The following is a 25,348-nucleotide window of genomic DNA, read 5'->3' as shown; positions in this document are numbered from 1 at the left end:
ACCGGACCGGCCGGCCCTCGGAAGGAGCCGGTGACCCCCGCCCGGCGCGGCACCGCCCCCCCCCGGGAGCCCGGGTCAGCGGGCGTCGGGCGCCTGGCTGCGGCTCTCCGCGTCGGCACGGGCCTGCTCCTCGAGGCGGCGCTCGGCCTCCGCCCAGTCGATCGGCAGCGCGTCGGCCGGCACCTCCCAGAAGGTGAAGGTCGAGGTGCGCATGGTGTCCCGCAGACCGGTCATGACGCCCTTGTGCGGTTCGGTGCGGGCGTAGGTGTAGAGGGCCTCGCGGCTCTCCCAGGCGGACAGGGTGAGGAAGGTCCGGCGCAGCGGCCTGGCCACCAGGGAGGCGCCGAGGGCCCCGGGCGCCCGACGCACCTGACCCCATGCGGCGAGGGACTTCCGGAAGAACCGGGGGACGTCCTTCAGCGACCGCACTTCGAAGCGGGAGGCCATGACGCAGGCCTTCGTGTCGGGCCGGGCCGGGTGGGGTGTGACCCACGGAAGAGTAGGCACGGTGCTCTCGCCTCCATAGTTGGGTAGTGGCACTATCCATCTTAGAGAGTGCCACTATCCGATGCCAGGGGATTCAAGGGACGCACGAGAGGGTCTCGGAGTCGAGCCGCCGCACAGGGTTGCCCATCGCGGGGGTCACGCATGACCTGCGGGGGCCCGTCGCCCCTCCCGCCGGAGCCGGCGCCGACGGTCCCGCGCCGGCTCGCCGAGGAGAAACGAGTCAGCCCCCGGGACGCCGGCGGCGGATGCGAGGCGCCGGAGCCATGCCCCATTGCCCCGCCCGGCGTTCACGAACTAGGGTCGGACACGTGACTGCCGGGTCGGCCATGGGCCGCACACGAAAGGCGCTCCCGGCCCCGGAGTGAGTCCGGGGCGGGCGCGCGCGCCTCCGCCGTCGGTCGTTCCTTCCGCCCGCCGTGCTTCCGCCGGCGGGGATCGACGATCCGACTCCCGAGACGAGAGACAGTCATGTCCGCAGCACAGCACATCCAGTTGAACCACACCGTCGTCCACGCCCGTGACCGCAGACGCTCCGCCGAGTTCCTCGCCGGGATCCTGGGCCTGGAGGTGGGGGCGCCGTTCGGCCCGTTCCTCCCGGTCGACCTGGGCAACGGCGTGACCCTGGACTACTACGAGATGCGGGACGAGCCCATACAGTCCCAGCACTACGCGTTCCTGGTGCCCGAGGAGCGGTTCGACGCCATGATCGCGCGCCTGGAGGCGGCCGGGGCGACGTACTACGCCGACCCCCGGCACACCGAACCGGGCCGGGTGAACGGCCTGTTCGGCGGCAAGGGCGCCTACTTCGACGACCCGGACGGCCACAACATGGAGATCATGACCCGGCCGTACGTCCGGCCCTGAGCGCCGGTCCGGTCACAGCGACCGGTACATGATGTGCAGCCCGACCCGTCCGTGCCGGGGGTGGTCGAAGGCGTCCGGGACCGTGCCGAGGACGGTGAAGCCGAGTGAACTCCACAGCTTGACCGCGGGGTTGGTTTCGACGACGGCGTTGAACACCATGCCCCGGTACCCGGCGTCGCGCGCCGCGGCCAGCACGTGCTCGGCCAGCAGCCGCCCGGTCCCCCGGCCCGCCCGGTCCGGGTCGACCATGAAACCGGCGTTGGCGATGTCCGCGGCGGGACCGCCGTAGTTGGGGGTGAGATAGGCGGAGGCGACGACGGTTCCGTCGTCGTCCTCGACGACGTACACCCGCTTCGCGGGGCTCATCCACAGGGCCCGGGCGGCCTCTTCGGAGGTGCCCGGGTCCCAGGTGTAGGTATCGCCCGCGGCGACGATGCGGTGCCAGAACGGCCAGATGCGCGGCCAGTCGTCGGGGTTCGCTTCCCTGATCAGCATGGGGGCGAGTCTTTCAGGCCCGGTACGCGGCGAGGGTGCGGGGGTGACGTGTGTCAGTCGACGCTGGGGAGGATGTGCGGCTCGGCGAGGTCCTCCTCGTACCCGGCGAGGCGGATGGGGGCCGAGCGGGCCCACACGTCGAGGCTGCCCAGTTCCCCCGGGCGGCGGCCGGAACGCTCCACGCGTTCGTCGGGGCGCTGTTCGAGTTTCGTCTGCTCCGGTGTCACCGCGCACTCCTTATGTGTCGGTCACCCTCGGGACGCGCCGCGTCGGCCCCGTGGCCGGCGTCCGACGCCCGAGCGGGTCTGAGTCCCCTTGCCGTTCGGGCGCGGTGGCGCCGGTCGTTCGAGGGAGAGCGGGCCGTGGTGAACCGGCGGTCCCATGACGGATCGTGGGTGCGGGTAGGACCCTTGTCGCTGACTCCGTCCGCCTCAGAGTAACCAAATGAGCGGCCCGCCGCTCGATAGGGCCGCACACTGGCTGTAACCATCGCACGGCGGACCGCCCACCATCAGGCGGTATATCCGAGCATGTCGTGACAGAGTGCACACGACAGCTCACTCGATCGGAGTACGCGCCTGCCGGTGTACCGGACAAGTCCGGACGTCCGGGCGCCGTTCGGCCGCCGACGGCCGTCCGCGGGTGTCACCAACGGCCGGGCGCGTAGTCCTTCAGGAAGACGCCGTACAGGTCCTCGCCCGCCTCGCCGCGCACGATGGGGTCGTACACGCGGGCCGCGCCGTCGACCAGGTCGAGCGGGGCGTGGAAGCCCTCCTCGGCGAGGCGCAGCTTGTCGAAGTGCGGGCGTTCGTCGGTGATCCAGCCGGTGTCGACCGAGGTCATCAATATCCGGTCGGTGTCGAACATCTCCTGCGCGCTGGTCCGCGTCACCATGTTCATGGCCGCCTTGGCCGCGTTGGTGTTGGGGTGTCCCGCGCCCTTGTAGCCGCGGGCGAACACGCCCTCCATCGCGGAGACGTTGACGACGTAGGCGCGGTGCGAGGCCGAGCGGCGGGCCGCCTCGGCCATCGCCGGGCGCAAGTTGCTGATCAGGATGAACGGCGCCGTGTAGTTGCAGAGCTGGGTCTCCAGCAGTTCCACCGGGGAGATCTGCTCGATGGTCTGCACCCAGGTGTTGCTGTCGACGACGTCGGGCAGCAGGCCGCCCGCGTCGATGGCGGTGCCGTCCCGGTGCCGCTCCACGCTGGCGTTGCCCGCGACCAGCGCGAGGTCGGCCACCGCCTGCGCGTCGAGGCCGCTGGTGCCGGCAGGCAGCGCGGTCAGGCCGTCCACCGCACCGGAGTTGAACGCGCCGATGACGTGGTGGGCGGGCAGCTCGCCGGCCGGCAGCGGGGCGCTCTCGCCCTCGACGAGCGCGGCGTAGGCGGAGGGCAGCCGGCGCACCGTCTGGGTGGCGTTGTTGATCAGGATGTCCAGCGGGCCCTGCTCCGCGACCCGGTCGGCGAGCGCGACGACCTGGCCCGGGTCGCGCAGGTCGATCCCGACGACCTCCAGGCGGTGGATCCAGTCCGCGGAGTCGTCCATCGCCTTGAAGCGGCGGATGGCGTCCTTGGGGAAGCGCGTGGTGACCGTGGTGTGGGCGCCGTCGCGCAGCAGCCGCAGCGCGATGTACATGCCGATCTTGGCGCGTCCGCCGGTGAGCAGTGCCCGCTTGCCGCCGAGGTCGGCGCGGGCCTCGCGGCGGGCCCGGTTCTCGGCCGCGCACTTCGGACAGAGCTGGTGGTAGAAGTAGTCGACCTCGACGTAGCGGGTCTTGCACACGTAGCAGGAGCGGGGGCGCTGGAGTATCCCCGCGATCCGGCCCGGCTCCACGCGGGAGGAGGGCAGGATGCCCTCGGTCTCGTCGTCGATGCGCTGGGCGGAGCCGGTGGCGGTGGCCTCGGTGACCGCCTTGTCGTGCGCGGTCTTGGCGGCCCGGCGCTCCTGGCGGCGGCGCTGCTTGACCGTGCGGTAGATGTGCGAGGTGGCCCGGCGGACCGCGATCGCGTCCGGGTGGTCCACGTCGAGCCTGTCGAGCTCCTCGAGCACGCTCAGGCAGACGGCCAGCCGCTCCGGGTCGATGCCGGGGCCGTGCGCCACCTCGTCCGTGGTGTCGGGGCCGTCCTGTGTCACCGTCATCGCCGCTGCCGTTCCCGCTTCGGTTCGCGCGGCGCTCCGTTCGCGTCCGCTGTCGAACGGGGGATTTTACGGAGCGCCGGGCCGCAGCACCAAACCGCTGCGCTCAGTGACCGCAGGCCACGGTGAGTGCCGTCACCTCCTCGGTCACCGCGCGGGCCAGCAGACCGAGGTCCGCGACGGCCGCGCCGTCGGCCACCAGCCCGTAGTGGACGTGCCCCCGGTAGGTGGAGACGGCGACCGCGAGGGAGTGGCCGGGGGCGAGCGGCGCGAGCGGGAAGACGGCGCCGAGCGGGTCGCCGCCGAGGCGCAGGCCGAAGCCGGGCAGCGGCACGCTGGTGACCAGGACGTCGAACCAGAGCCGGGCCGCCTGCCCGAGCAGCGGCCCGCCGAGCCGGTGGCCGAGCGGCGGCACGTGCTCGGCGAGGAGGGCGACGGCGCCCGCGCCGCGGTGCGGGCCCGCCTCCTTGTTGCGGTCCATCGCGGTGCGCACCCGCCTCAGCCGGGCGAGCGGGTCCTTCTCGTCGACCGGAAGCCGCATCACGTACCCGGAGAGCTGGTTGCCCTGCGGGTGGGCGGTGCGCGGGCGGCGCCGGGAGACGGGGACGAGGGCGCGCGGGGCGACGCCCTCGCTGCCGTCGCCGCGCTCGTCGAGCCAACGGCGCAGCGCGCCGGCGACGACCGCGATGAGGACGTCGTTGACGGTGCCGCCTGCGCTCTTGCGGATGCGGTGCACGTCGTCGAGGTCGACGACGACGCCGGCGGTGCGGCGGGTGCCGCTGGGCGCGCAGGTCAGGGCGGGCGAGGAGCGCATGTCGAGGGTGGACCGGGCGACGGCGGCGCCGATGTCCAGGGCCCGGCCGGCCTCGGCGAGGGCCTCACGCACCATGCCGGGCACCTCCCGCACGTCCGGGATGACGCCGCGGGGCGGCTCGGCGGGCCGCGACCGGGGCGTGGGCAGGTCGGTGGGGTCCATGAGCGCGGCGGCGAGGGCGAGGGCGCGCAGTCCGTCGGCGAGGGCGTGGTGGAACTTGAACAGGACGGCGAAGCGGACGCCGTCCTCCCCCGGCAGCACGTGCGCCTCCCAGGGCGGGCGGGTGCGCTCGAGCGGGCGTCCCATCAGCTCGCCGGCGGCGGTGTGGAAGTCGGCGGCCGGCGGGTGCAGCCGGACGTGGTTCAGGGGGTCGAAGCCGGGGTCGGGCTCGCGGGCGGCGCCGCCGAAGGCGAGCGAGTGGCGCACGGCGGAGGTGAGCGGGCGGCCCAGGGCGGCCGTGAGGGGCTCGCCGGGGGCGGGCCAGGAGCGGCGCAGCGCCGACAGCGACCGCCGCAGGCCGGGCGGCTGCCAGGTGTCGCGGATGCGCATGCGCAGCCCGGGGACGGCGGCCGCCCGCGCGGCGAGCAGGTCCGCGGCGTGGGCCGCGGCGGAGGGCGAGCCGGCCGTGAAGACGCCGAGCGCCGCGAGGTGCATGGGGTGCCCGGCGGACTCGAGGTTCCAGAACGCCAGGTCGAGGGGGGCGAGCGGGTCTGCGGTCATGGGCGGGGGCCTCGCATCGACGACGGGAAAGGATCAGCAGTCAATCGCTCCCGGCCGATTACGGTCAAGTACGATCTGGCTACCCATAGTTAACAGCATGTGACGTCCGTGCCCCTTCCGCCGCCACGGCGGAAGGGGCACGGACCGGGTGTCGTGCGGGGCCACCGGTGTGTTCCGGCCGTCCGGCGGGGTGACGCACGCCACCCGGACGCACGCCACCCGGACGGGCGGGCCCCCGCTCGCCGAGCCCGTCAGCCGGTGGCCGGACAGCCCGCGGGCCGGGCCCGGGAGGCGTCCCGGATCAGGTCCTGGTGCGCGGCCCGCACCCGCGGCACGTCGGGTTTCATCACCCGCCGGTCGTAGGTGAGCAGGCCGTTGAGTTCGCCCTCCACGTCGGAGATCTGGGTGTAGACGGCGCCGTTGCCGCCCCGGCACACCAGCGCCCGCACCTCGTCGAGCTTGGTGAGGTAGTCGTCGGTGTAGGTCGCCGGGTCGACGTCGACGTACGACTGCTGCACGGGCCAGGCGTGGCCGGGCACCGCGAGGCCGAGGCCGCCGTACTCGCCGCTCACCAGGGCGCGTTCGCCGTCCGGGCGGGGCGGCAGCGCGGGGCTCGGGTAGCCGTGCTCGTCCATGATGTCGCCGGCGCCGCCGTCGGCGCCGAGGTTGAGCCCGGACTGGTTGTTGACCAGCCGGCTGGGGTCCCAGGCCTTGGCCTGCTCGGCGACGCGGCCGACGTCGTACTGCCCCCAGCCCTCGTTGAAGGTGACCCACATGACGACGGAGGGGCTGCTGATGTGCTCGTCGATCATCTCCTTCATCTCGCGCTCGTAGCGGGCGCGGGCCTCGGCGTCCGGGGTGCGGCCGGCCCGCATGGAGGGCATGTCCTGCCACACCAGCAGTCCGAGGCGGTCGGCCCAGTGGAACCAGCGGTCGGGTTCGACCTTGATGTGCTTGCGCACCGAGTTGAAGCCGAGCTGCTTGTGCGCCTTCAGGTCGTGGGCGAGCGCTTCGTCGGTGGGCGCGGTGTGCAGTCCGTCGGGCCAGAAGCCCTGGTCGAGGGTGGCCATCAGGAAGATCGGCTTCCCGTTGAGGACCGTGCGCGGCACCCCGTCGATCTTCTCGACGGCGATGGAGCGCATGCCGAAGTAGCTGGAGACGCGGTCGGCGCCGACGCTGACCTTCAGGTCGTACAGGAAGGGGTCGTCGGGCGACCACAGGCGCGGGTTCTCGATCTCCAGGGTGAGCGGCTGTCCGGTGCGGCCGGTGGCCGTGGCGACCTTGCGCCGCCCGTCGTACGCGGTGGCCGTGACCGGCAGGCCGGAGCGGACGCCCTTGGTCTCCACGGTGAGCCGTTCGCCCGCCACGTCGGGGATCAGCTTGAGGGAGTCCACGTGGTCGCGGGCGACGGGCTCCATCCAGACCGTCTGCCAGATGCCGGAGCTGGGCGTGTACCAGATGCCGCTCGGGTCGAGGCGCTGCTTGCCCATCGGCGGGTTCTCGCCGTCGGCGGCGTCGGTCGGGTCGTGGACGCCGACGATCAGCTCCTGGGGACCGCTCCGCTTCAGCGCGTCGGTGACGTCGACGGAGAACTTGTCGTAGCCGCCCTCGTGCGTGGTGACCTTCGTGCCGTTGACGTAGACCTCGGCGCGCCAGTCGACCGCCTGGAAGTTGAGGCGCAGCCGCTTGCCGGAGCCGATGTGCCAGTCGCGCGGGACGGTGAAGGTGCGGCGGTACCACATGCGGTCCTCGTGCCGCTGGATGCCGGAGAGCTGGGACTCCACCGGGTACGGCACCAGGATGCGTTCCTTCAGCGTGCGACCCACGGGCGGGCGCTCGCCCTCCTCGGCGGCGGCGAACTGCCAGCGGCCGTTGAGGTTCCGCCACTCGGGGCGGGTGAGCTGCGGGCGCGGGTACTCGGGGTGGGCGTTGCCGGGGCCCACCTCGTCGGCCCACCGGGTGCGCAGTTCGTGGGTGGAGCGGTTGGGGCCGCTGCTCAGGAAGGCGTCCACGGGGTCGCCGTCGGCGGCTTTCAGTCCGCCCTGGCCGTCGTAGCGGACGTCGGCGGTGCCGCGGGCGGTGCCGGTCTTGTTGCCGACGACGGGCTCGGCGAGCGTGACGAGCAGCGTCCTCGGGTCGGCCGGGTCTGGCTTCGCCGAGGTCAGCGGCCAGGGGGCGCCGCCGATGACCGCGTCGAGGTGGTCGGTGAAGCCGGCGGGCGGTGTGGCGAGCGGCTTGGGGAAGTCGAGTTCGAGGGTGCGTCCGGAGGCGAGGACGGTGGCGGCGAGGGCGCCGTCGTAGTCGAAGCCGTCGGGGAGGCGGAACGCCGTCCGGGGCACCGCTTCCTTGGCGCCGCCGGGCGGGGTCCAGCGCAGGTGGAAGTTGGAGCCGCCGTAGTGCTCGAAGTACTCGACCTTGATGTCGTGGGCGTGGCCCGCGGTGAGCTGGACCGGCTCGGAGGTCTGTTCGTTGTCCCAGTCGTCGACCCAGTGGTCGATGGCGAGGGCCCCGTCGATCCACAGCCGGAAGCCGTTGTCGGAGCTGACCGAGAAGGTGTGGGCGCCGGTGGTCTCCGGCACGATCTTCCCGGTCCAGCGGACGCTGACGTCGTCCGCCTGGCCGGTGGTGAGGGTCAGGCGCGGCTCCAGGTTGTCGAAGTCGAGCCGGGGGTCGAAGGCGACGGCCTTGAGTTCGTGGAAGTCGAAGGCGCCGGGGGCGGAATGGGTCCAGTACTCGCCCTTCAGTCCGTGGATCTCCACGGGGTCGTCCTCCGCGGCGGCCGAGGCGGGCCCGGTCGCCATGAGACCGGTGACACCCAGCGCGGTGGCCAGGAGGAGGGCTAAGCGGTTCCTGAGTCGTCTGGTGCGCACGGATCCTCCGTCGGTGAGGAAATGACGGCTCGCTGTGCAGGTGTGCGTGTTCTGTTCTGTGCGTTGCCAGTCCAGTACAACGTTGTCAAAGAACAGCACTTGGCATGACAGCACGAATTCCGTCAGCCGTCCAGGGACATGACAAAGGCCCCGGTCGTCCCGTCCGACCGGAGCCTCCCCCACGCTCGCTACGGCACCGACTGCCCCTTGCCGAGCGCGATCACGCCGCCCCGGGAGACGGTGTACAGCTCCGCGTCCCGCTCCGGGTTGACCCCGATCGTCGCGCCCGGCGGCACCTCCACGTTCTTGTCCAGCACCGCCCCGCGCACCACCGCGCCCCGCCCGATGTGCACGTTGTCGTGCAGGACCGACCCCTGCACCACCGCGCCCGGATCGACGACCACGCCCGGCGACAGCACCGACCGCGTCACCTGCCCCCGGATCAGGCACCCGGCGCTGATGATGGACTCGCCGGCGATGCCACCCGCGTTGAACCGGGCCGGCGAGAGCTGCCCGGAGTGCGTGTAGATGGGCCACTGGCGGTTGTAGAGGTTGAACGCGGGGCGCTCGGCGATCAGGTCCATGTGCGCGTCGTAGTAGGCGTCGAGCGTGCCGACGTCCCGCCAGTAGCCCTGGTCGCGGCTGGTCTCCCCCGGCACGTGGTTGGTGCCGAAGTCGTACAGGTGGGCCTCGCCCCGCTCGGTGAGCTGGGGCAGGATCGAACCGCCCATGTCGTGCACCGAGTTCTCGTCCTCGGCGTCCCGCTGCAGCGCCTCGACGAGCGCCTTGGTGGTGAAGATGTAGTTGCCCATCGAGGCGAAGACGCAGTCGGGGTCGTCGGCCAGGCCCGGCGGGTCGGCCGGCTTCTCCAGGAAGCGTTCGACGGTGCGGCCGTCGGAGGCCGGAGTGATCACCCCGAACGCGGAGGACTCCGCGCGCGGCACCCGGATGCCGGCCACGGTGACCCCGGCGCCGCTCTCGATGTGCCGGCTGAGCATCTGGCGCGGGTCCATGCGGTACACGTGGTCGGCGCCGAACACCGCCACGTACTCCGGGCGCTCGTCGTGGATCAGGTTCAGCGACTGGAGGATGGCGTCGGCGCTGCCCAGGTACCAGCGCGGGCCGAGCCGCTGCTGCGCGGGGACCGGGGTGACGTAGTTGCCGAGCAGGCTGGACATCCGCCAGGTGGTGGTGATGTGCCGGTCCAGCGAGTGCGACTTGTACTGCGTGAGCACGCAGATCCGCAGGATGTCGCCGTTGACCAGGTTGGACAGCACGAAGTCGACGAGGCGGTACGTGCCGCCGAAGGTGACCGCCGGTTTGGCGCGGTCCGCCGTGAGGGGCATCAGGCGCTTGCCCTCGCCGCCCGCCAGCACGATGCCCAGAACCGAAGGCCCTCCACGACGCATGGCCGCTCCCCTCACGCCGAGTTTTCCCATGACTGCCCCGGACGGGCCGGGCTAAGCCTGCCGGAGGATCTCCTCGTACAGCCGGGCCGTTCGGCGGGCCACCGCGTCCCAGCCGAACTCCGTGACCGCGCGCTCCCGTCCCGCCGCTCCCATGCTCCGCGCGGTGTCCGGGTCGCCGAGCACGGAGTCCAGCGCCCGGGCGATCCCCGCCTCGAAGTCGTCGTCCACGTCCACCAGCAGCCCGGTCACGCCGTGGTCCACGACCTCCGGGATGCCCCCGACGCGGGAGGCGACCACGGCGGTGCCGCACGCCATCGCCTCCAGGTTGACGATGCCGAGCGGCTCGTAGACGGAGGGGCAGACGAACACGGTCGCGTGCGTCAGCAACTGGATCACCTCGGGCCGGGGCAGCATCTGCGGAATCCAGTGCACACCTTCACGCACCCGGCTCAGCTCCTCGTGCAGCTCGCGGAACTCCCGGTCGATCTCCGGGGTGTCCGGGGCGCCCGCGCACAGCACCACCTGCGCGTCCGGGTCGATGCCGCGCACCGCCCGCAGCAGGTGGGGCACGCCCTTCTGCCGGGTGATCCGGCCGACGAACAGCACGTACGGGCGGGAGCGGTCCAGGCCGACGCGGTCCAGCACGTCGGTGCCGGGGTCGGGCCGGTACAGGGCGGTGTCGATGCCGTTGTGGACGACGTGCACCCGGGCCGGGTCGAGGGCGGGGTAGCAGTCCAGGATGTCGTCGCGCATGGCGCCGGAGACGGCGATCACCGCGTCGGCGGCCTCGTAGGCGGTGCGCTCCGCCCAGCTCGACAGGGCGTAGCCGCCGCCGAGCTGCTCGGCCTTCCAGGGGCGCAGCGGCTCCAGGGAGTGGGCGGTCACCACGTGCGGGACGCCGTACAGCAGCTTGGCGAGGTGGCCGCCGAGGTTGGCGTACCAGGTGTGGGAGTGGACCAGCTCGCGGCCTTCGAGGGCGGCGGCCATGGCGAGGTCGGTGGAGAAGGTGCGCAGGGCGTCGTTGGCGCCGTCGAGCGCGGACCAGGAGCGGTGGCGCAGCACGCCGTCGGCGCGGCCCTCGCCCCAGCAGTGCACCTCCAGGTCCACCAGGGACCGCAGCTCCCGGGCCAGGAACTCCACGTGGACCCCCGCGCCGCCGTACACGTCCGGGGGGTACTCCCGGGTCAGCAGTCCCACTCGCACCCTGAACCCCCTGTCTGCGCGGACGTCCCTCCCATGGTCACGCAGACGGGGCGTGCGGGGAAGAGCGGGGCGGCCGGACGAAGCAGCAGTCGCCGCAGACGCCTCCGCCGGGCACCCGGTAGTACAGGCAGCAGCTGCGGCGCCGGAAGCCCGTGGTGGTGAGGCTGCCCGCGCCGGAGAGGTGGGGGTGTGCGAGGAGTTCACGGGACAGCCGGGCGGCGCGGGCTGCGGCGCCGGGGCGGGCGTGGCGGGCGAGTTCGCGGGCGGCGGCGGCGAGGGCGGAGGCGGCGTTGCCGCGCAGGAGGGCGGGCGCGACGCGGTGGCGGGCGCGCAGGGCGGCGGAGAGGGGTTCGAGGTGGCCGTGCAGCACGACGTCGGCGAGGGACGCCGCGTCGCCGGGCAGCGGGCGGACCCCGGCGAGCCACAGGTCGTCGGGGGCGCTCCCCTCGGGATCCCAGCGGACCGTGTCCGGGGCGAGATCGGGGACGGCGCCGTACAGGGCGGCGCAGCCGAGGGCCACGGACCACAGGCGCGCGGCCAGACCCTGGTGCGCCACGGAGGCGGCGACGCGGGGTTCCCGGGCGCGGAGGGCGGCGGCGACCCGGCGGACGCGGGCGGCCAGGGGGTCGGCCAGCACGTCCGGGCCTGTCGGGGGAGCGCTCAGGGGTTCGCTCGAGGAGGCGCTCCGGGAGGCGCCCTGGACATCCGGGCGGCGGGGGCCGTATGCGTGGGCGAGCGTGGGCAGGTGGCGGTCGGTTTCCTCCCCCGCGCGCAGGCTGAAGAAGCCACCGAGGTCACGGAGGGCGGTGAGGCGGGGGTCGAGTTCCACGACGTGCAGGAGTATCACGTCTCCCAGGGGTGGATGTCAGGGGCCTCGGTCTTCCGGAGCCCACCCAGGGGATGACGGGGGCGGCCTCCTACTCCATCGGCAGTAGGACGTATGGGGTGCTCAGGGACGACGACGGGGAACACCCTGACACGGCATCGTGTTGGTCATGGAAGCCGACCGTTCGCCGCGCCGGGCCCGCCGCCCCCGCCTCACGCAGAGGAGCAGCCGATGAGCGCCCTCGCGTTGTCCGTGCTCCTCTCGTTCGTGTCCGCCGTGGCGTACGCCGGGGGCGCGATCGTGCAGGAGCAGGTGGCGCTGTCCTCCCCCGGTGCGCAGCAGTACGCCCCGCTGCGCCGGCCGGGCTGGTGGGCGGCGGTCGCGCTGAACGGTCTGGGCGCGGTCCTGCACGTGGTGGCGCTGGCCTACGGGCCGCTGAGCCTGGTCCAGCCGCTCGGCGCCCTGACGATCGTGTTCGCGCTGCCGATGGCCGCGCTGTTCGTGGGCCGCGAGGCAGGGGCGACCGCATGGCGGGGCGCCCTGATGGCGACGGTGGGTCTCGCCGGTCTGCTGGCGCTGGTCGGTGCGTCGGGCACGCAGTCGCTGGACGGCCCGCAGCGGGTCGCGGCGGCCGTGGGGACGGCGGTGGCGGTCGTGACGCTGATGGCGGCGGCGCGGGCGGTGCACCGGCACCCGGCGGTGCGCAGCATCCTGCTGGCGACGGCGTCCGGTGTCGCGTTCGGCATGTCCTCCGTCTTCACCAAGACGGTCGCGGTGGACTGGACGGGTGGGGTCTCGGCGGCGGACCTGCCGTCCCTCGCGGTGATCGGCGTCCTCGCGACGGCGGGCATGCTGCTGTCCCAGGCCGCCTACCGGGGCGCGGGCCTCGCGGCCCCGCTGGCGACGCTCACCGTGGTGAACCCGGTGGTGGCCGCGGCGGTCGGCATCACGATGTTCGGCGAGACCTTCCGCTACGGCACGACGGGGACGGCGCTGGCGCTGAGCTGTGGTGTGGTGGCGGCGGGGGGCCTGATCCTGCTGACGACGGAGAGGCTGGCGCGGGAGCAGAGGGACGCCGCCGGGACGGAGGCGTCTGTTCCTGTCCCTCTGGACCCGGGGTCCGGCACCGTGCCGGTGGCCGCCGGGCGGGAGACGGAGGACCCCGCCGAGCTGCTGCTGACCGGGCTGACGGTGCCGGAGGACGTCAGGTCGCCCCTGCACGTCGCCCTGCCGGCCACCGTCCCCGCGGCGGCCGTCGGACCGGACGCGGCGGACCCGGCGGCGGTGCCGGTCATGCCGTGCGTGCTGTTCTACGGCGGTCCGTGCGGAGCGCTGCCGGTGGCCGGCCGGCAGCTCGCCCGCGCCAGGTCGTGAAGTGAAGGACCTTGGGCCGTGACGCCCCGTCAGATCTTGGCGCCCCCCGCGCGCAGGTAGGCGAGCGGGTCGATGTCCGACCCGAATCCAGGCCCCGTCCGCACCTCGAAGTGCAGATGCGGGCCCGAACTGTTGCCCGTGGAGCCGGAGCGCCCGATGCGCTGGCCGGCGCCGACGGACTGGCCGTTCTTCACGGAGATCGCCGACAGATGGGCGTACTGGCTGTACCGGCCGTCGTTGTGGCGCACCACGACCTGGTAGCCGAACGACCCCTCCCAGCCCGCGGCGACCACGGTGCCGGCGCCGACCGACTTCACGGGCGTGCCGGTGGGGACGGGGAAGTCGACGCCGGTGTGGTAGCCCTTCGACCACGACGACCCCGCCTTGTGGTACGGCGTGCCGAGGGCGGCGCTCACCGGTGCGACCCGTTGCGCGCCGGAGGAGGCGGAGCCGGAGCGGTCGGCCCGCTCCTCGGCCTTCTTCTCGGCCTTCTTCTCGGCCTTCTTCTCGGTCTTCTTCTCGGCCTTCTTCTCGGTCTTCCTCTGCTCGGTCTTGGGGGCGGCCGCCCTTTTCTCCACCGGCTCGGTCGACCGGGAGGGCGGCTTGGCGGGGGCCTTGGCCGTGCCGCCGCCTCCGGTGAGGGTGAGTCGCTGGCCCGGCAGGATCAGGTCGGGGTCGGCGCCGATGGTCGTTTCGTTGGCCTCGTAGAGCCCCTGCCAGCCGCCGCGGACGCGCTCCTGCTCCGCGATCCCGGAGAGGGTGTCGCCGCGCACCACGGTGTACATCTCGGCGCGGCCCGCGCGGGCCTGAGGCGTGGTGTGCGGCCGTACGTCCTCGACGGTGGTCCGGCCGTCGCCCTTGCCGCTCCTGCTCTTGGCTCCGGTCTCCTTCTTGGTTCCGGTGGCCGGGCGGATGTCCGGGGTGGCGCCGTCGCGGGTCAGTCCGGCGCGTACCGAGCAGGTCGGCCAGGCGCCGGGGCCCTGTCCGTCGAGGACCTTCTCGGCGATGGCGATCTGCTGGTCCTTGGTGGCCAGATCCGCTCGGGGCGCGTACCGGGTGCCGCCGAACGCCTCCCAGGTGGACTGGCTGAACTGCAGTCCCCCGTAGTAGCCGTTGCCGGTGTTGATGTCCCAGTTGCCGGTGGACTCGCAGGCGGCGACCTTCTCCCAGGTGTCCACGTCGGCGGCCTGCGCCACGCCGGTGCCCATGAGCGGGAGGGCCATGCCCGCGCCGCCGGCGGTGACGGTGAGCGATGCTCGGTTGATCCTGTTCGGCTGATACCGGCGGTGCCGGCCGCGCACGGCCATGGAATCCCCCTCGACAATGCGTCAGGAGGGGCAAAAGTAAGCGCTGCGAACAGGCCGTGACAAGGCTGCTATCGGCCGCACGGATGCGCCGAGTGGCCGGGACGTCACGCCCGTTGCGCCCCTGCTTGCCACCGGAGGGGAGCGTGCGCGGGCGTCTGCCACCGGGCGCGGGAGCACGCGGGGGTGTGCGCCGGACCGGCGCGCCGGGTGTGCGGGCGGCCTCACCGGGATGCTGCCGCCAGGTGACGGACCAGGGCGCTGAGCACGGAGGGCGCCTTCGCCCGTATGTGCTTGCGCGGGTTCCGAGGACTCGCGTATGCGCACACAAGTGCGGCACGTCAGGATGGTCGATGTCAGGACCGGCGGGCGTCCACCGGCAGCACCGGCGCCCGGCGGCACCGATACCGAGGTCACCAGGAGTCACCCTTATGAGCAGTTCAGCGCAGATCGGCGTCACCGGGCTCGCGGTCATGGGCCGCAACCTCGCACGCAACTTCGCCCGCAACGGCTACACGGTCGCGGTGCACAACCGGACCGCCGCCCGGACGCACGCGCTGGTGGAGGAGTTCGGACACGAGGGGAGCTTCGTGGCGGCCGAGACGGCCAAGGAGTTCGTGGCGGCGCTGGAGCGGCCGCGGCGCCTGGTCGTGATGGTGAAGGCCGGGGAGCCGACGGACGCGGTGATCGAGGAGTTCGCCCCGCTGCTGGAACCCGGCGACATGATCATCGACGGTGGCAACGCCCACTTCGCGGACACCCGCCGCCGGGAGCGGGCGCTGCGCGAGCAGGGCATCCACTTCGTCGGCATGGGCGTCTCGGGCGGTGAGGAGGGCGCACTGCACGGCCCGAGCATCATGCCGGGCGGTCCGAAGGAGTCGTACGACTCGCTGGGCCCGATGCTGGAGAAGATCTCCGCGAAGGCGAAGGACGGCTCGCCCTGCGTCACGCACGTCGGTCCGGACGGCGCCGGCCACTTCGTGAAGATGGTGCACAACGGCATCGAATACGCCGACATGCAGCTCATCGGTGAGGCGTACCAGCTGCTGCGCGACGTCGCCGGGTACTCCCCCGCGCGGATCGCGGAGATCTTCCGCACCTGGAACACGGGCCGGCTGGACTCGTACCTGATCGAGATCACCGCCGAGGTGCTGTCGCACGTGGACGCGGTGACGGGCGAGCCGTTCGTGGACGTGGTGGTGGACCAGGCGGAGCAGAAGGGCACCGGCCGCTGGACCGTGCAGATCGCCCTCGACCTCGGCGTACCGGTGTCGGGCATCGCGGAGGCGGTGTTCGCCCGCTCCCTGTCGGGTCACTCGGCGCTGCGGGAGGCCTCGCGGGGGCTGGCGGGCCCGAAGCCGACGCCGATGAGCGAGGAGGAGGCGTCGGTGTTCGCCGACCGGGTGGAGCAGGCGCTGTACGCGTCGAAGATCGTGTCGTACACCCAGGGCTTCCACGAGGTCGCCGCGGGCAGCGAGGAGTACGGCTGGGACATCGACCTCGGCGCGGTGTCGGCGATCTGGCGCGGCGGGTGCATCATCCGCGCGGCGTTCCTGGACCGGATCCGGGCCGCGTACGACGCGCGGGCGGACCTGCCGAGCCTGCTGGCGGACGAGACGTTCGCGCGGGAGGTCGCAAAGGCGCAGGACGACTGGCGCGAGGTGCTGGTCGCGGCGACCCGGCAGGGCGTCCCGACCCCCGGCTTCGCGGCGGCGCTCGCCTACTACGACGCGCTGCGGGCGGAACGGCTGCCGGCCGCGCTGACCCAGGGCCAGCGGGACTACTTCGGCGCGCACACGTACCGGCGCACCGACCGGGACGGGTCGTTCCACACGCTGTGGGGCGGGGACCGGTCGGAGGTGTCGGCGTAGCACCCGCGTTCCCCGCGCCCTCAGGGGCGCGGGGAACCGCGCGGCCGTCCCTCACCCGGCCCGTAGGTGTGGAAGGCCTTCCGGGGCTGTCGCCCTCAGGTCAGCGGCGGCCCGGGCTCCGGGTCGGGCACGGGCTCCGGTCCCGGAGGGATCGGCGAGGGCGACGGCTCGGGCGGGCCCGGGTGCGGCGGGGGAGGCTGCGGGTTCGGCCCCGGGGGCTGCGGGCCCGGTCCGGGGGGTTGCGGACCGGGTCCCGGAGGCTGCGGCGGGGGCGCCGGGTCGGGTCCGGGCGGCGGCTCGGACGGGCCCGGGCCGGGGACGGGCTGTGCGGGGTCCGGGCCCGGAGCGGGGCCGGGCGTGGGGCCCGGCGGGACGGGGTCCGGGTACGGGTTCGTCATGACGCGTGTCCTCCGGCCGGTCGGTCGACGTGGGCTCTGGACTACTTGCCCGCCTACCCGACGGACCCACGCGCAGTCACCCGCGCGCGCGACGGGGCGACGGCCGGGCGGCGGACCGGCCAGGATGTGCACCGGGCCGGGGGTGCGGCGCGCCGGACATGCTCGGTGTCAGTCCTCTCAGAACCGTCCGGGAGGCGCCACGAGCCACTGCTCGGCAGCGCGCAGCGGCTCCGGGCCGGCCGCAAGGGCCTCCTCGAGGTGGCCGCGCGGCCCACCCGGACGCGACGTACGGGCTCCGGCGCCGTTCAGGCCGTGGCGACGGCCTGAGGGCTGCGCTCCTGGTCCGACCCGGGTACCGGCTCGGACGGGTCGGCTCCGAGGGCGACGATGCGGTTGTCGGCGTCCACGTGGACGACCCGCGGTTCGAGCGCCCGCGCCTCGGCGTCGGTCACCTGGGCGTAACTGATGATGATCACGAGGTCGCCCGGGTGCACGAGGTGGGCGGCGGCCCCGTTGATGCCGATCACACCGGACCCGCGCTCCCCCTCGATGACGTACGTCTCGAGCCGGGCGCCGTTGGTGATGTCGACGATGTGCACGAGCTCGCCGGGCAGCAGGTCGGCGGCGTCGAGCAGATCCGCGTCGATCGTCACGGAGCCCACGTAGTGCAGGTCGGCCTGGGTGACGGTGGCGCGGTGGATCTTGGACTTGAACATGGTGCGCAGCACTTTGGACTCCTGGAAGACGGCTCCCTGCCTGCTTTGTGCAGGTCAAAGGCGGTCTTCACTGTACACGGGCACGCGTCGAACTCGAAGATGTCCAGGAACATCGGTTCGATCTCACGGCAATGCTTTCCGCCTGCACTTTCACGAGAGCCCGGCTGCTACGACAGCGCTGATCCGGCGGCTCTTCGGGTGGCCATTTCGGAATGGTCGGGGACTGGTGCTGACCTGTTGCCGACTTACCTGATGAGGCATCAGGCGGATGAGCGGCCTCTCAGCGCATAAGCGTGAGGTACCAGCCGCGGCGGGCTCCTCAGCCGCCCTCATGCGCTCGGCAGCCGGTCATGGTCGGCGTCGTCTCCGGTCGCCCAGTCCGGCTCTGCCACGAGGAGCCTGACTTCTTGGAGGCCGAGGGTCCACGTCGACCACGTAACGGAACCCGGCCGTCCACGCTACGGCGCTACGGTCGCGGTCGGCGATAGGAGCGGCGTACACGGCGACGCCGGCCGCCCTCATCACTGAGAGGGCGGCCGGGCGCGCATGGGAGCGAAGGCGCGGGACGCCGCGGTGCCCGGGTCAGTGAATCATGATCGGGCCAGTGACGGCGTCGGGTGTTGTGGCGGTGCAGCCAGCGGAACGCGTCTAGGCGGGCCTCGCGCTCGCTGGACCAGCGCTTCGGCCCTGGAGCGTCTCGCGCTTGAAGGTCGCGTTGAAGGACTCGGCGAGTGCGTTATCGGCCGAGCTGCCGATCGCGCTCATGGACTGACGGACGTCGGCCCTGCGGCAGGCGTCAGCGAAGGCCCGGCCGGTGTACTGGGTGAGTTCAACCGGTCGATGCAACATCGGGTTGTTGAAGTGAGCGTAGCTGCTCATCGAAGACTTCGGCGGGGGTCTTCCAGCCGAGAATCTTGCGGGGCCGATTGTTGAGTGCGTACGCGACGGCTTCGAGGTCTTCGCCGCGATCGGGTCCGCGATCGTGGTGCGGTGCCTGCGACGCAAGCGCACGCCTGCCAGGCCGATAATGCGCATCACGCGCGCGATCCTCCCCCGCGAGCGGGGGTACCCCCAGTGGTCGACCCGCTCGCCCGCCTCGCGGAGCTCAGCGGTGATTCTGGGGGCGCCGTAGGTGCCGTCCGACTCGCGGTGCACGGGCCGTATCCGTGCGGCGAGAGCGGCGTCGGCCGCCTGCCGGGCGGCCCGGTCCGCGGCCGTGCGGCGCCAGCAGTAGAAGCTGGAGCGGGCGATGCCCACGATGGTGCACAGCCGCTTCACGCCGTAGCGGCGCTGGTGGCCGGCGACGAACTGGAAGCGGTTCACCAGCGCGTCTCCCCGGCGAAATACTTCGCCGCCTTCCGCAGGATCTCGCGCTCTTCCTCCAGCTCACGGACCTTCTCCCGCAGAGCGGCGTTCTCCGCCTCCAGCAGCGTCGGTGGCTTGGCCGGCACTTCCGTCCGGCGCCCGCGGGACCGGCTCGCACCGGCCGCCCTCACCCAGTTCCGCAAAGTCTCCGGGTTGCTCCCCAGATCGGCAGCGACCTGTCTGATCGGCGCCTCGGGCCACGACTGGTACAGCGCGACCGAGTCCGCCTTGGACTGCGGCGGACAGTTCTTCATGACCACAAGATGTCCGTTCTCAAATCCTCAGGATCCAGTGTCTCGCGCATCCAAGATCAAGGGCCAAGGCCCACGCCCTTCTGTTCGGCACTGCCCTTCCCGGACGGGTCCGCCGGGGGGGGCGGCCGTCAGCGCTCCGGGCTGGGTCGCCCTGGCGGTCGCGGGACTGGCCGGAAGCCACCACGTTGCGGCGGGTTCCCGGGGCTGACCCGTCCGCAGCACCACTTCCCCCAACCGCAACAGGGGAACACGTTCCGGGATCGAAGCTGCTCCGCTGGGTCCACACGCCAGGGATGAGACTCTTTCGACCGCCGTCGGGTCAGGTCGGGAGCGGATAGTCCGGTCAGTGTGGGGTTTGTGCCGGGTCGGTAGTCCTCGCAACCTCGACGTGCCTCTGCGGTCGGCGGTTTCCGGTCGGTACCGGGCCGGTCGCCGTGTCACTGCACACGCCGCGTCGGCCGGTCCGGCGATCCGGACGGCAGTGCCGGCCCCGAGCAGAGGGGTACTCCTGGGGACACGTATCAGGGCGCAGCCGGTCAGCGGCGCGGCCCCGGACACAAGGAGAGGTCATGACGATCGAAGTGGCGCCTGGCACGGTAGTCGTCTATACGGACGTGGCGTGCGCGTGGTCCACGGTGGGGCTGGCGAGGCTGTACGCCGCTCGGGAGCGGGCCCGGGCGCAGGACCGGCTTCGGGTGGACCACCGTCTCTTCCTGCTGGAGGACATCAACCGCTTCCCCATTCCGAAGCGCTACCTGGACGCCGAGATCCCGGTCGTGGGGCCCCTGGCTCCGGAGCTCGGCTTCAAGCCATGGCAGCAGGACCCGTCGGCCTGGCCGGTGACCGTCACCCCGGCGAACGAGGCCGTGCACGCCGCGAAGGCCCAGTCGTACGCGGCCGCCGAGCAACTGGACATGGCGCTGCGCCTCGCGTTCTTCCGCGACAGCCGCTGCATCTCGCTGCACCACGAGATCCTCGACATCGCCTCCGGCTGTGACCGGGTGGACACCGACGCGCTGGCCGAGGCCCTCGACACGGGGAGCGCGCGCGGGACGATGATGCGCGACTACCGAGAGCACCGTGACGGGGTCCAGGGCAGCCCGCACTTCTTCCTCCCGGACGGCTCGGACGTCCACAACCCGGGCATCGGTCTGCGCTGGGAGGGTGATCCCGGCGCGGGCTATCCCGTGGTCGAGGACGACGACCCTGGGGCCTACGACGCGCTCGTCCGCCGCGCGCTGGGATGACGCCTCATCCCGGCCACGAAGTCGTCGTGCGTGGCGCCCTCATCGGCCGCAGTCGTCGGATCAGCCTTACCGTGCCCATGACCTGCATGAAGGCGGCGGAGACGGGGCAGACGGTGCTCCTGCGACGGGGAGGATGCCATGACGATGACGGAACAGTCGGCCGAGCCGGCGAAGGAGGAGACTGTCCGCTGCGCACACCACGACGGCCACGGCCCGGGGTCCGGTGCCGAGGCACCGGAGTCCCCGCGCGAGCGGGTCAACCGCCGCTGGAACGAGGTCCTGCAAGAGACGCGGGTCACCCAGACCGGTGTACAGATCCTCTTCGGCTTCCTGCTGAGCGTGGCCTTCATTCCTGCTGAGCGTGGCCTTCACCCCGCTGTTCCGGGAACTGGGGACGGTGGACCACGTCATCTACGTCCTCACCGTGGTCCTGGGCGCTTCGGCCACGGGATCGCTCATAGCGCCCGTCTCCATCCACCGCGTCCTGTCCGGCCAGCGCATGAAGGACGAGGTGGTGGAGGCCGCCTGCCGCCTGATGATGTGCGGCATGGTCCTGCTCGCGCTGACCATCGGCTGCACGCTGCTGCTGATCCTGCGTTTCGTGGTCCCCGGTGTCCTCGCCGAAGTGCTCGTCGGCGGGGTCATGCTGTGGTTCGGCTTTTGCTGGTACGTGCTGCCGCTGCGCCTGCGCCGCCGAGCCGCCCGGCGCTCCCCCACCGACGACGTGCAGGCGCCCGGGGCATGAGGCGGGCAGGGCGTCGTGATCGGATGCCGGAGCAACGGGCAACACGGTCCGCCTCAGGTCCGCGGCCTGGAGGCCAGCGGGTTGCGCTGATTCTCATGGTGCATGACGATCCCGGCATCAGCGGGCCTGTCCTATCTGACGCGTAACAGCGAACTTGTGCACGTCTGCATGCCGACGCCCGCCGTCCTTGTTATGGAGAGGTGGCGGCGATGGGGATCGTGGCCGGTGTCGTCCCGCATATTCGCCGTGTGCACAACCGCCTCGGCATGCACGGTCCGTGGTCACTTGCGGCGCACCGGTGTCCGCCCTCTCGAAAAGAGAGCGGACACCGGCGACGCCCACATGGTCCTTCGCTCCTAGCCTCTCCGGCTTCCACACCTGAGCCCCGGCCAACGGGATGCCGTGACCGTTGCGCGGTCCTTGCCCCGGCCCGATCCCGGCACCAAGGCCACAGTAAGGGAGTGGGCGAGGCGCGAACGCTCGACGAGAACCAGTAGCGGGCGCCTGCGGTACGAGCTCTCGGAGGGATGGGACGACTCGGGAACCGCGCATCGCTGTGTGGCGCGGACCCGGTGCGGACGGGCTGTGGATCGAGCCGCCCCGCGGGGCGCTGCGCCGGGTGGCCCGGATGGTCTGTCGGCACCGGGGACGAGGGGGAGAGATCCGGGGCCGGACGGCTTCCTGTCCCGGGACGAACAGGGCGCTTGGGGACGTCACCGGCTCCATGGTGGCTGTGGGGCGTGCGGGGCGGAGAACCGGGTAGCCGAGCGACGACCTCCTCTGGGTCCGTAGCAGCGTGGAAGGAGAACCCCTGATGTTGATGGCCCACCCCGCAGTGCTGCGGGACCTGATCGAGCAGTATGAAGCCCTTGCGGCCTTGAATGCCTCCGGGGCGGACAGCGCACGCGTGCGGCAGCGGATGGAGGACGTCGCCTACACCTTGTGTGTCTCCACCGGCACCCGTGACATCGACGCGGCCCTGATCGCGGCCCGTCACCAGTTGCCCGGCGCCCGCCCCCAGGACGATTCCATCCTGAGTGACAGCTGATCCTCCCCGCTCACGCTCATGCCCGCATACCGAACAGAACGGACGAAGACGTGGATGCCACTGACAGAACTGCTGCGCCGATTTACGACCGGTTGATAGTCGAGCGCGGCGACGTCATCGCGGTGGCCGCACTCACTGCGGAACAGACTCGACGCGAGGTCGCCGAGGTTCTGGACTTCGGCTCTTCGAGCGTGGGCGTCAACGTGGAGGACAACGAGAAGTAGGGTCGGTTGCCCGGGGCAGGTGGGGCATCACCTGCGGTGGCGGACGCACAGCTCTTGGCCCGTATCAGCTTGTGCACCACCGTCATTCGCTCACTCGGCCAGGCTCGGCGTGCCTCTCGTCGGCGCTGTTCCTTCCCCGTTTCCCATGTGTGGGGATCGGCGGCGCTGATGTCGCCCAGAGCTGAGCCGGGGTCATGTTCGACGGCGAGGTCACCCAGAGCGACGATACCGACCGCTTGGCCGTCGTCGACGACCGGCAGCCGCCGCAGCGCTTTGGAGCGCATCAGCTGGACCGACCGGTCGACGTCGTCAGGGGTGACGGTGACGAGTTCGCTGCTGCATGCCTCCCTCGTCGTGCGGCCCGTCATGTCTCCGCCGTCAGCCAGGATCCGTACGGTCAGTCCCGGTCGGTGACCAGACCCCGCAGCCGACCCTTCTCGGCCACCAGCACGGCACCGATGTTCTCGTCCCGCATCGCCGTGGCGGCCTGCTGCACCGGAGTGTCCGGGTTCATCACGACGGGCCCGGCGGCCATGACCTCACGAACCTGCTGAGTCACCTGCTCCTCCTCCACAACGAACCGGAGACGAGCCCGACCGGGTCCGTCCCCTGCGACCACCACCCGGCCCGGCGCGTGCGGCGTATGCGTGCCGCCCGGGCATTCGCCCGCCCGGGTGCGCGCCGTTGAGGTCCGTCGCCGTCGGGGCCCGTCGAAGTCCCTCCAGGGCGTCGGTGACCTGGTCGACGCCACCGCGTCATGCCCAGGGCTCGATGGAGGGCTACTGCCTGGTTCGTATTCAAGGGGCGAGAGCTTGGCGGAGAGTGGGGTAGCAGTCGACGACGGCGTCGAGGCCGACAATCCGCAAAGTACGCGACACCGATTCGGTGGGCCCGGCCAGGCGCAGCCAGCCGCCGGCCCCCGAGAGGGCCTGGTGTGCGGCGATGAGGATGTTGATGCCGGTGGAGTCCATGAAGGTGACCCGTCGGAGATCGGCCACGATGCGAGGCCGGGTGGCGTTGGAGAGGTCGAGGGCTCGCTGCAGGCGGGGACCGGTGTGGTGGTCGATCTCTCCGGCCACGCTGACCACGTCGATGCCGTCCGTCGCGGTGGACACGATGGACAACCGGCCCGGCTGTTCAGGCTTTCCCGCACCCACTACTCGGTCCTCTGCTATGTCGGTGGTACTTGCACATCAGAATCTTCGCCAGGAGTGCTGCCCCTCATGGCCCGGGTGATGCCCTTGTGTGATGGGGCGGACAAAGGACCTGACGTATGCCCTTCGCGGTTGCGGGCATGTATCGAGGTGTGAACGGGGCGGTGAAGGCGGCGGTCTGAATGCAAGCAGTTCCCTTGGGCAACGGTATTGCCGGACGCACAGAGAGCACACGTCACCGTGGCACTGGAGGGGAACAATGCGTGTATCGCCCGGGCCCGCCACTTCGCCGCCGACTTCCTGACTCGTGTGCGGACGGAGCGGGGAGTGTCGGTCTCGGCCCGCGCTGCGGACGTCACCCGGTTGGTGGTCAGCGAGCTGGTCACCAACGCCCGCAAGTACGCACCGGGTCCGGTGTTGATGGACCTGCACATCGTCGGCGGCTTGGTCGAGGTGGTGGTGTGGGACTCTGATCCGGTCCTGCCGGTGGCCCGGGCTGCGGACGCGGGCCGGGTGGGCCAGCACGGACTGGAGATCGTCCTGGCCGTTGCCCAGGGCTTCGAGGTACAGCGGGAGCCGGTGGGCAGGCGCATCACCGTACGCATCACCCTCCTCGACGACCCTGGCGGCGACATCACCGGTCAGCGCCCCTTGTAGGTCAAGACAGGTCAACCGGCCGTGCGGCGGGAGTCGGCGTGGTGCCGGGCGAGGGCAGCATGCAGCTCGCCCAGGACGATGTCGGGCAGCGCCGCTCCCTGGGCATGCTTCAGAACCTGTTCGGCGATGGCGGACGGTTTGATGTTGGTGTGCTGGGAGACTTCCCGCAGCACGGTGAAGGCGCTCTCCGGACGCACCTGCCCCAAAGTCACCAGGACGCCGATGGCCTGGTCGACCAGAGCGTGCGAAGCGAGCGCATGCTGCAGCCTGCGGTTCTGCTCCCGCAGCCGTTCCAGCTCCGCCACGAGCTCGCCGCCCGACAACGTCGCAGGCTGCGGTCCGGGGAACGGAAGAGAGGGCATAGCGGTCACCGGTGGGGGCGGTGGGCATGTCATCGGGCTACGCCTGCCCCGCCTGCCCGTCTGTCATCGCTTTCGCAGCTCGGCGCCATGCTCGTACCTGCTCTTCGTCGACTGCTCCGGCTCTTCCCTGGTCGAGGGCACGAGAGCGGCTCGCAGATGCGTACGCCGCCCTGTGTCCAGCGCCCGCTCGAAACGGGTGACGTCCTCGGTGACGTGATCGCGCCGCCCGGACGGTGTGCCGTACGAATTCGCGGTGCCGGGTGCCGTCGGCACCGCGGGGGCTGGCCGTACCGCTTTCTCGGCGTCTCACCTCCCGCGCGTGGTCAGGGCCGCGCGGGAGCCGTCCGCCGGCTTCTCGTCGTCACCGTGTCGGTCGGTGACCGAGTACCTCGACGATCTCGGTCACATCGGCGTACGTGCCGTCCTCCGGGAGATTCCGCGCCGCCTCGAGCACCGGATCCGGTGCGTGGTGTGCTTCCAGGGCCTCCAGCACCGACCGCCGGTCGGCGGGGAAGGCCGTGCGGTCCAGGTGGCGTGCCAGTTCGAGGCGCAGGGAGTCCGCCTCCGCCTCGGCGCGCGCCTGGTCGCGTTCCTCGCCAGGAGGGGGGACCGGTCCGCCCGGGTGCACCCGGATGTCGTCGTCCGCCGGCGGCTCCGGGTCGCTCGCTTCCTCCACGTGGGTCGGCCGGCCGGAGCGCAGGTGTCCTTCCAGCTCGTGCTTCATCTCGTCGTCGGTACGTGGGCTGATCGGGTTGCTACCTCGTTCCGTCATGTCTCCACACCTC

At 72.0% G+C, this 25,348-nt stretch carries 22 protein-coding genes and 4 pseudogenes; 8 read left to right on the top strand and 18 right to left on the bottom strand.

Translation table 11 applies throughout. From position 1 onward, the window contains the following. Positions 1–75 precede the first annotated feature (75 nt). On the bottom strand, positions 76–507 hold the full coding sequence (locus ACWH4W_RS19705; protein ID WP_473077026.1) for a DUF3291 domain-containing protein: 432 nt from the start codon (positions 505–507) through the stop codon (positions 76–78). Between the two features lie 468 nt (positions 508–975). Here ACWH4W_RS19705 and ACWH4W_RS19700 point away from each other — a divergent pair, with 468 nt between their 5' ends. Next, on the top strand, positions 976–1,371 hold the full coding sequence (locus ACWH4W_RS19700; protein ID WP_473077025.1) for a VOC family protein: 396 nt from the start codon (positions 976–978) through the stop codon (positions 1,369–1,371). A gap of 12 nt (positions 1,372–1,383) precedes the next feature. Here the strand turns inward: ACWH4W_RS19700 and ACWH4W_RS19695 are convergent, their stop codons facing one another. The 8 genes from ACWH4W_RS19695 to ACWH4W_RS19660 all read right to left on the bottom strand — a co-directional run bounded on the left by ACWH4W_RS19695 (position 1,384) and on the right by ACWH4W_RS19660 (position 11,865). After that, complete coding sequence (locus tag ACWH4W_RS19695; RefSeq protein ID WP_473077024.1) at positions 1,384–1,866, bottom strand: GNAT family N-acetyltransferase; 483 nt, start codon at positions 1,864–1,866, stop codon at positions 1,384–1,386. Between the two features lie 53 nt (positions 1,867–1,919). Next, positions 1,920–2,093, bottom strand: a complete 174-nt coding sequence (locus tag ACWH4W_RS19690) for a hypothetical protein (protein WP_473077023.1) — start codon at positions 2,091–2,093, stop codon at positions 1,920–1,922. A gap of 418 nt (positions 2,094–2,511) precedes the next feature. Further along, positions 2,512–4,005 carry an SDR family NAD(P)-dependent oxidoreductase gene (locus tag ACWH4W_RS19685; RefSeq protein ID WP_473077022.1) on the bottom strand — a complete coding sequence of 498 codons (1,494 nt, stop codon included), beginning with the start codon at positions 4,003–4,005 and terminating at the stop codon, positions 2,512–2,514. A 103-nt stretch (positions 4,006–4,108) separates the two neighbouring features. Continuing rightward, entirely contained in the window at positions 4,109–5,536 is a 1,428-nt protein-coding gene (locus ACWH4W_RS19680; protein ID WP_473077021.1) for a wax ester/triacylglycerol synthase family O-acyltransferase, read from the bottom strand. Between the two features lie 251 nt (positions 5,537–5,787). Continuing rightward, positions 5,788–8,406 (bottom strand): PA14 domain-containing protein, encoded by a 2,619-nt coding sequence (locus ACWH4W_RS19675; protein ID WP_473077020.1) that lies wholly within the window; start codon positions 8,404–8,406, stop codon positions 5,788–5,790. 188 nt (positions 8,407–8,594) lie between these two features. Then, positions 8,595–9,815: a glucose-1-phosphate adenylyltransferase gene (glgC, locus tag ACWH4W_RS19670; protein WP_473077019.1), complete on the bottom strand. Its 1,221-nt coding sequence runs from the start codon at positions 9,813–9,815 to the stop codon at positions 8,595–8,597. A gap of 51 nt (positions 9,816–9,866) precedes the next feature. Then, positions 9,867–11,018, bottom strand: a complete 1,152-nt coding sequence (gene glgA / locus ACWH4W_RS19665; protein ID WP_473077018.1) for a glycogen synthase — start codon at positions 11,016–11,018, stop codon at positions 9,867–9,869. Between the two features lie 37 nt (positions 11,019–11,055). After that, positions 11,056–11,865, bottom strand: a complete 810-nt coding sequence (locus tag ACWH4W_RS19660; RefSeq protein ID WP_473077017.1) for a (2Fe-2S)-binding protein — start codon at positions 11,863–11,865, stop codon at positions 11,056–11,058. Positions 11,866–12,075: 210 nt separating this feature from the next. On the opposite strand from ACWH4W_RS19660, the gene ACWH4W_RS19655 reads away from it, so the two are divergent. Continuing rightward, the gene (locus tag ACWH4W_RS19655; protein WP_473077016.1) at positions 12,076–13,218 is read left to right on the top strand and encodes a DMT family transporter; all 1,143 of its coding nucleotides are present in this window, start codon (positions 12,076–12,078) and stop codon (positions 13,216–13,218) included. A 29-nt stretch (positions 13,219–13,247) separates the two neighbouring features. Here ACWH4W_RS19655 and ACWH4W_RS19650 read toward each other — a convergent pair whose 3' ends face one another. Then, the gene (locus ACWH4W_RS19650; protein ID WP_473077015.1) at positions 13,248–14,525 is read right to left on the bottom strand and encodes a transglycosylase family protein; all 1,278 of its coding nucleotides are present in this window, start codon (positions 14,523–14,525) and stop codon (positions 13,248–13,250) included. Between the two features lie 428 nt (positions 14,526–14,953). Between ACWH4W_RS19650 and gndA the strand changes: the two genes are divergently transcribed. Beyond that, positions 14,954–16,393, top strand: coding sequence for an NADP-dependent phosphogluconate dehydrogenase (gene gndA / locus ACWH4W_RS19645; protein WP_473077014.1), 1,440 nt, complete (start codon positions 14,954–14,956; stop codon positions 16,391–16,393). A 703-nt stretch (positions 16,394–17,096) separates the two neighbouring features. On the opposite strand, the gene panD is transcribed toward gndA, so the two are convergent. The 4 genes and pseudogenes from panD to ACWH4W_RS19625 form a co-directional block, all read right to left on the bottom strand. Next, complete coding sequence (gene panD, locus ACWH4W_RS19640) at positions 17,097–17,519, bottom strand: aspartate 1-decarboxylase (protein WP_473077013.1); 423 nt, start codon at positions 17,517–17,519, stop codon at positions 17,097–17,099. An 817-nt stretch (positions 17,520–18,336) separates the two neighbouring features. Next, a pseudogene (locus ACWH4W_RS19635) lies at positions 18,337–18,468 on the bottom strand (IS30 family transposase); the annotation flags it as partial. Between the two features lie 44 nt (positions 18,469–18,512). Then, a pseudogene (locus tag ACWH4W_RS19630) lies at positions 18,513–18,764 on the bottom strand (IS3 family transposase); the annotation flags it as partial. Positions 18,765–18,826: 62 nt separating this feature from the next. Further along, positions 18,827–19,126, bottom strand: coding sequence for a transposase (locus ACWH4W_RS19625; protein ID WP_473077012.1), 300 nt, complete (start codon positions 19,124–19,126; stop codon positions 18,827–18,829). Positions 19,127–19,695: 569 nt separating this feature from the next. On the opposite strand from ACWH4W_RS19625, the gene ACWH4W_RS19620 reads away from it, so the two are divergent. From ACWH4W_RS19620 to ACWH4W_RS19605, 4 genes and pseudogenes are all read left to right on the top strand, one after another. Further along, positions 19,696–20,373 (top strand): DsbA family oxidoreductase, encoded by a 678-nt coding sequence (locus ACWH4W_RS19620; RefSeq protein WP_473077011.1) that lies wholly within the window; start codon positions 19,696–19,698, stop codon positions 20,371–20,373. A gap of 138 nt (positions 20,374–20,511) precedes the next feature. After that, a pseudogene (locus tag ACWH4W_RS19615) lies at positions 20,512–21,118 on the top strand (DUF6328 family protein). Positions 21,119–21,932: 814 nt separating this feature from the next. After that, a complete protein-coding gene (locus ACWH4W_RS19610; protein WP_473068499.1) occupies positions 21,933–22,166 on the top strand; it encodes a DUF5133 domain-containing protein in 234 nt (77 codons plus the stop codon). Between the two features lie 50 nt (positions 22,167–22,216). Beyond that, complete coding sequence (locus tag ACWH4W_RS19605; protein WP_473077010.1) at positions 22,217–22,390, top strand: hypothetical protein; 174 nt, start codon at positions 22,217–22,219, stop codon at positions 22,388–22,390. A 146-nt stretch (positions 22,391–22,536) separates the two neighbouring features. On the opposite strand, the pseudogene ACWH4W_RS19600 reads toward ACWH4W_RS19605, so the two are convergent. Continuing rightward, positions 22,537–22,949 (bottom strand): annotated as a pseudogene (locus ACWH4W_RS19600) (CBS domain-containing protein); the annotation flags it as partial. Positions 22,950–23,187: 238 nt separating this feature from the next. Next, positions 23,188–23,505, bottom strand: a complete 318-nt coding sequence (locus ACWH4W_RS19595; protein WP_473077009.1) for an STAS domain-containing protein — start codon at positions 23,503–23,505, stop codon at positions 23,188–23,190. 249 nt (positions 23,506–23,754) lie between these two features. Here ACWH4W_RS19595 and ACWH4W_RS19590 point away from each other — a divergent pair, with 249 nt between their 5' ends. After that, on the top strand, positions 23,755–24,201 hold the full coding sequence (locus ACWH4W_RS19590; protein WP_473077008.1) for an ATP-binding protein: 447 nt from the start codon (positions 23,755–23,757) through the stop codon (positions 24,199–24,201). A gap of 11 nt (positions 24,202–24,212) precedes the next feature. On the opposite strand, the gene ACWH4W_RS19585 is transcribed toward ACWH4W_RS19590, so the two are convergent. Together ACWH4W_RS19585 and ACWH4W_RS19580 are read right to left on the bottom strand one after the other, a co-directional pair. Beyond that, complete coding sequence (locus tag ACWH4W_RS19585) at positions 24,213–24,563, bottom strand: ANTAR domain-containing protein (protein WP_473077007.1); 351 nt, start codon at positions 24,561–24,563, stop codon at positions 24,213–24,215. 361 nt (positions 24,564–24,924) lie between these two features. Continuing rightward, on the bottom strand, positions 24,925–25,335 hold the full coding sequence (locus ACWH4W_RS19580; protein WP_473077006.1) for a DUF2795 domain-containing protein: 411 nt from the start codon (positions 25,333–25,335) through the stop codon (positions 24,925–24,927). Between the last annotated feature and the right edge of the window lie 13 nt (positions 25,336–25,348).

The organism is Streptomyces sp. DSM 120436, assembly GCF_055778765.1.
Note: the sequence above shows the minus strand (reverse complement) of the source record. Positions and strands in the feature narration are given on the sequence as shown.

Coding starts and splice junctions, on each gene's coding strand:
- ACWH4W_RS19650 (WP_473077015.1), bottom strand. CDS start 14,525: ATGGCCGTGCGCGGCCGGCACCGCCGGTATCAGCCGAACAGGATCAAC.
- ACWH4W_RS19685 (WP_473077022.1), bottom strand. CDS start 4,005: ATGACGGTGACACAGGACGGCCCCGACACCACGGACGAGGTGGCGCAC.
- gndA (WP_473077014.1), top strand. CDS start 14,954: ATGAGCAGTTCAGCGCAGATCGGCGTCACCGGGCTCGCGGTCATGGGC.
- ACWH4W_RS19695 (WP_473077024.1), bottom strand. CDS start 1,866: ATGCTGATCAGGGAAGCGAACCCCGACGACTGGCCGCGCATCTGGCCG.
- ACWH4W_RS19625 (WP_473077012.1), bottom strand. CDS start 19,126: ATGAAGAACTGTCCGCCGCAGTCCAAGGCGGACTCGGTCGCGCTGTAC.
- glgC (WP_473077019.1), bottom strand. CDS start 9,815: ATGCGTCGTGGAGGGCCTTCGGTTCTGGGCATCGTGCTGGCGGGCGGC.
- ACWH4W_RS19620 (WP_473077011.1), top strand. CDS start 19,696: ATGACGATCGAAGTGGCGCCTGGCACGGTAGTCGTCTATACGGACGTG.
- ACWH4W_RS19680 (WP_473077021.1), bottom strand. CDS start 5,536: ATGACCGCAGACCCGCTCGCCCCCCTCGACCTGGCGTTCTGGAACCTC.
- ACWH4W_RS19700 (WP_473077025.1), top strand. CDS start 976: ATGTCCGCAGCACAGCACATCCAGTTGAACCACACCGTCGTCCACGCC.
- ACWH4W_RS19610 (WP_473068499.1), top strand. CDS start 21,933: ATGTTGATGGCCCACCCCGCAGTGCTGCGGGACCTGATCGAGCAGTAT.
- ACWH4W_RS19585 (WP_473077007.1), bottom strand. CDS start 24,563: ATGCCCTCTCTTCCGTTCCCCGGACCGCAGCCTGCGACGTTGTCGGGC.
- ACWH4W_RS19580 (WP_473077006.1), bottom strand. CDS start 25,335: ATGACGGAACGAGGTAGCAACCCGATCAGCCCACGTACCGACGACGAG.
- ACWH4W_RS19655 (WP_473077016.1), top strand. CDS start 12,076: ATGAGCGCCCTCGCGTTGTCCGTGCTCCTCTCGTTCGTGTCCGCCGTG.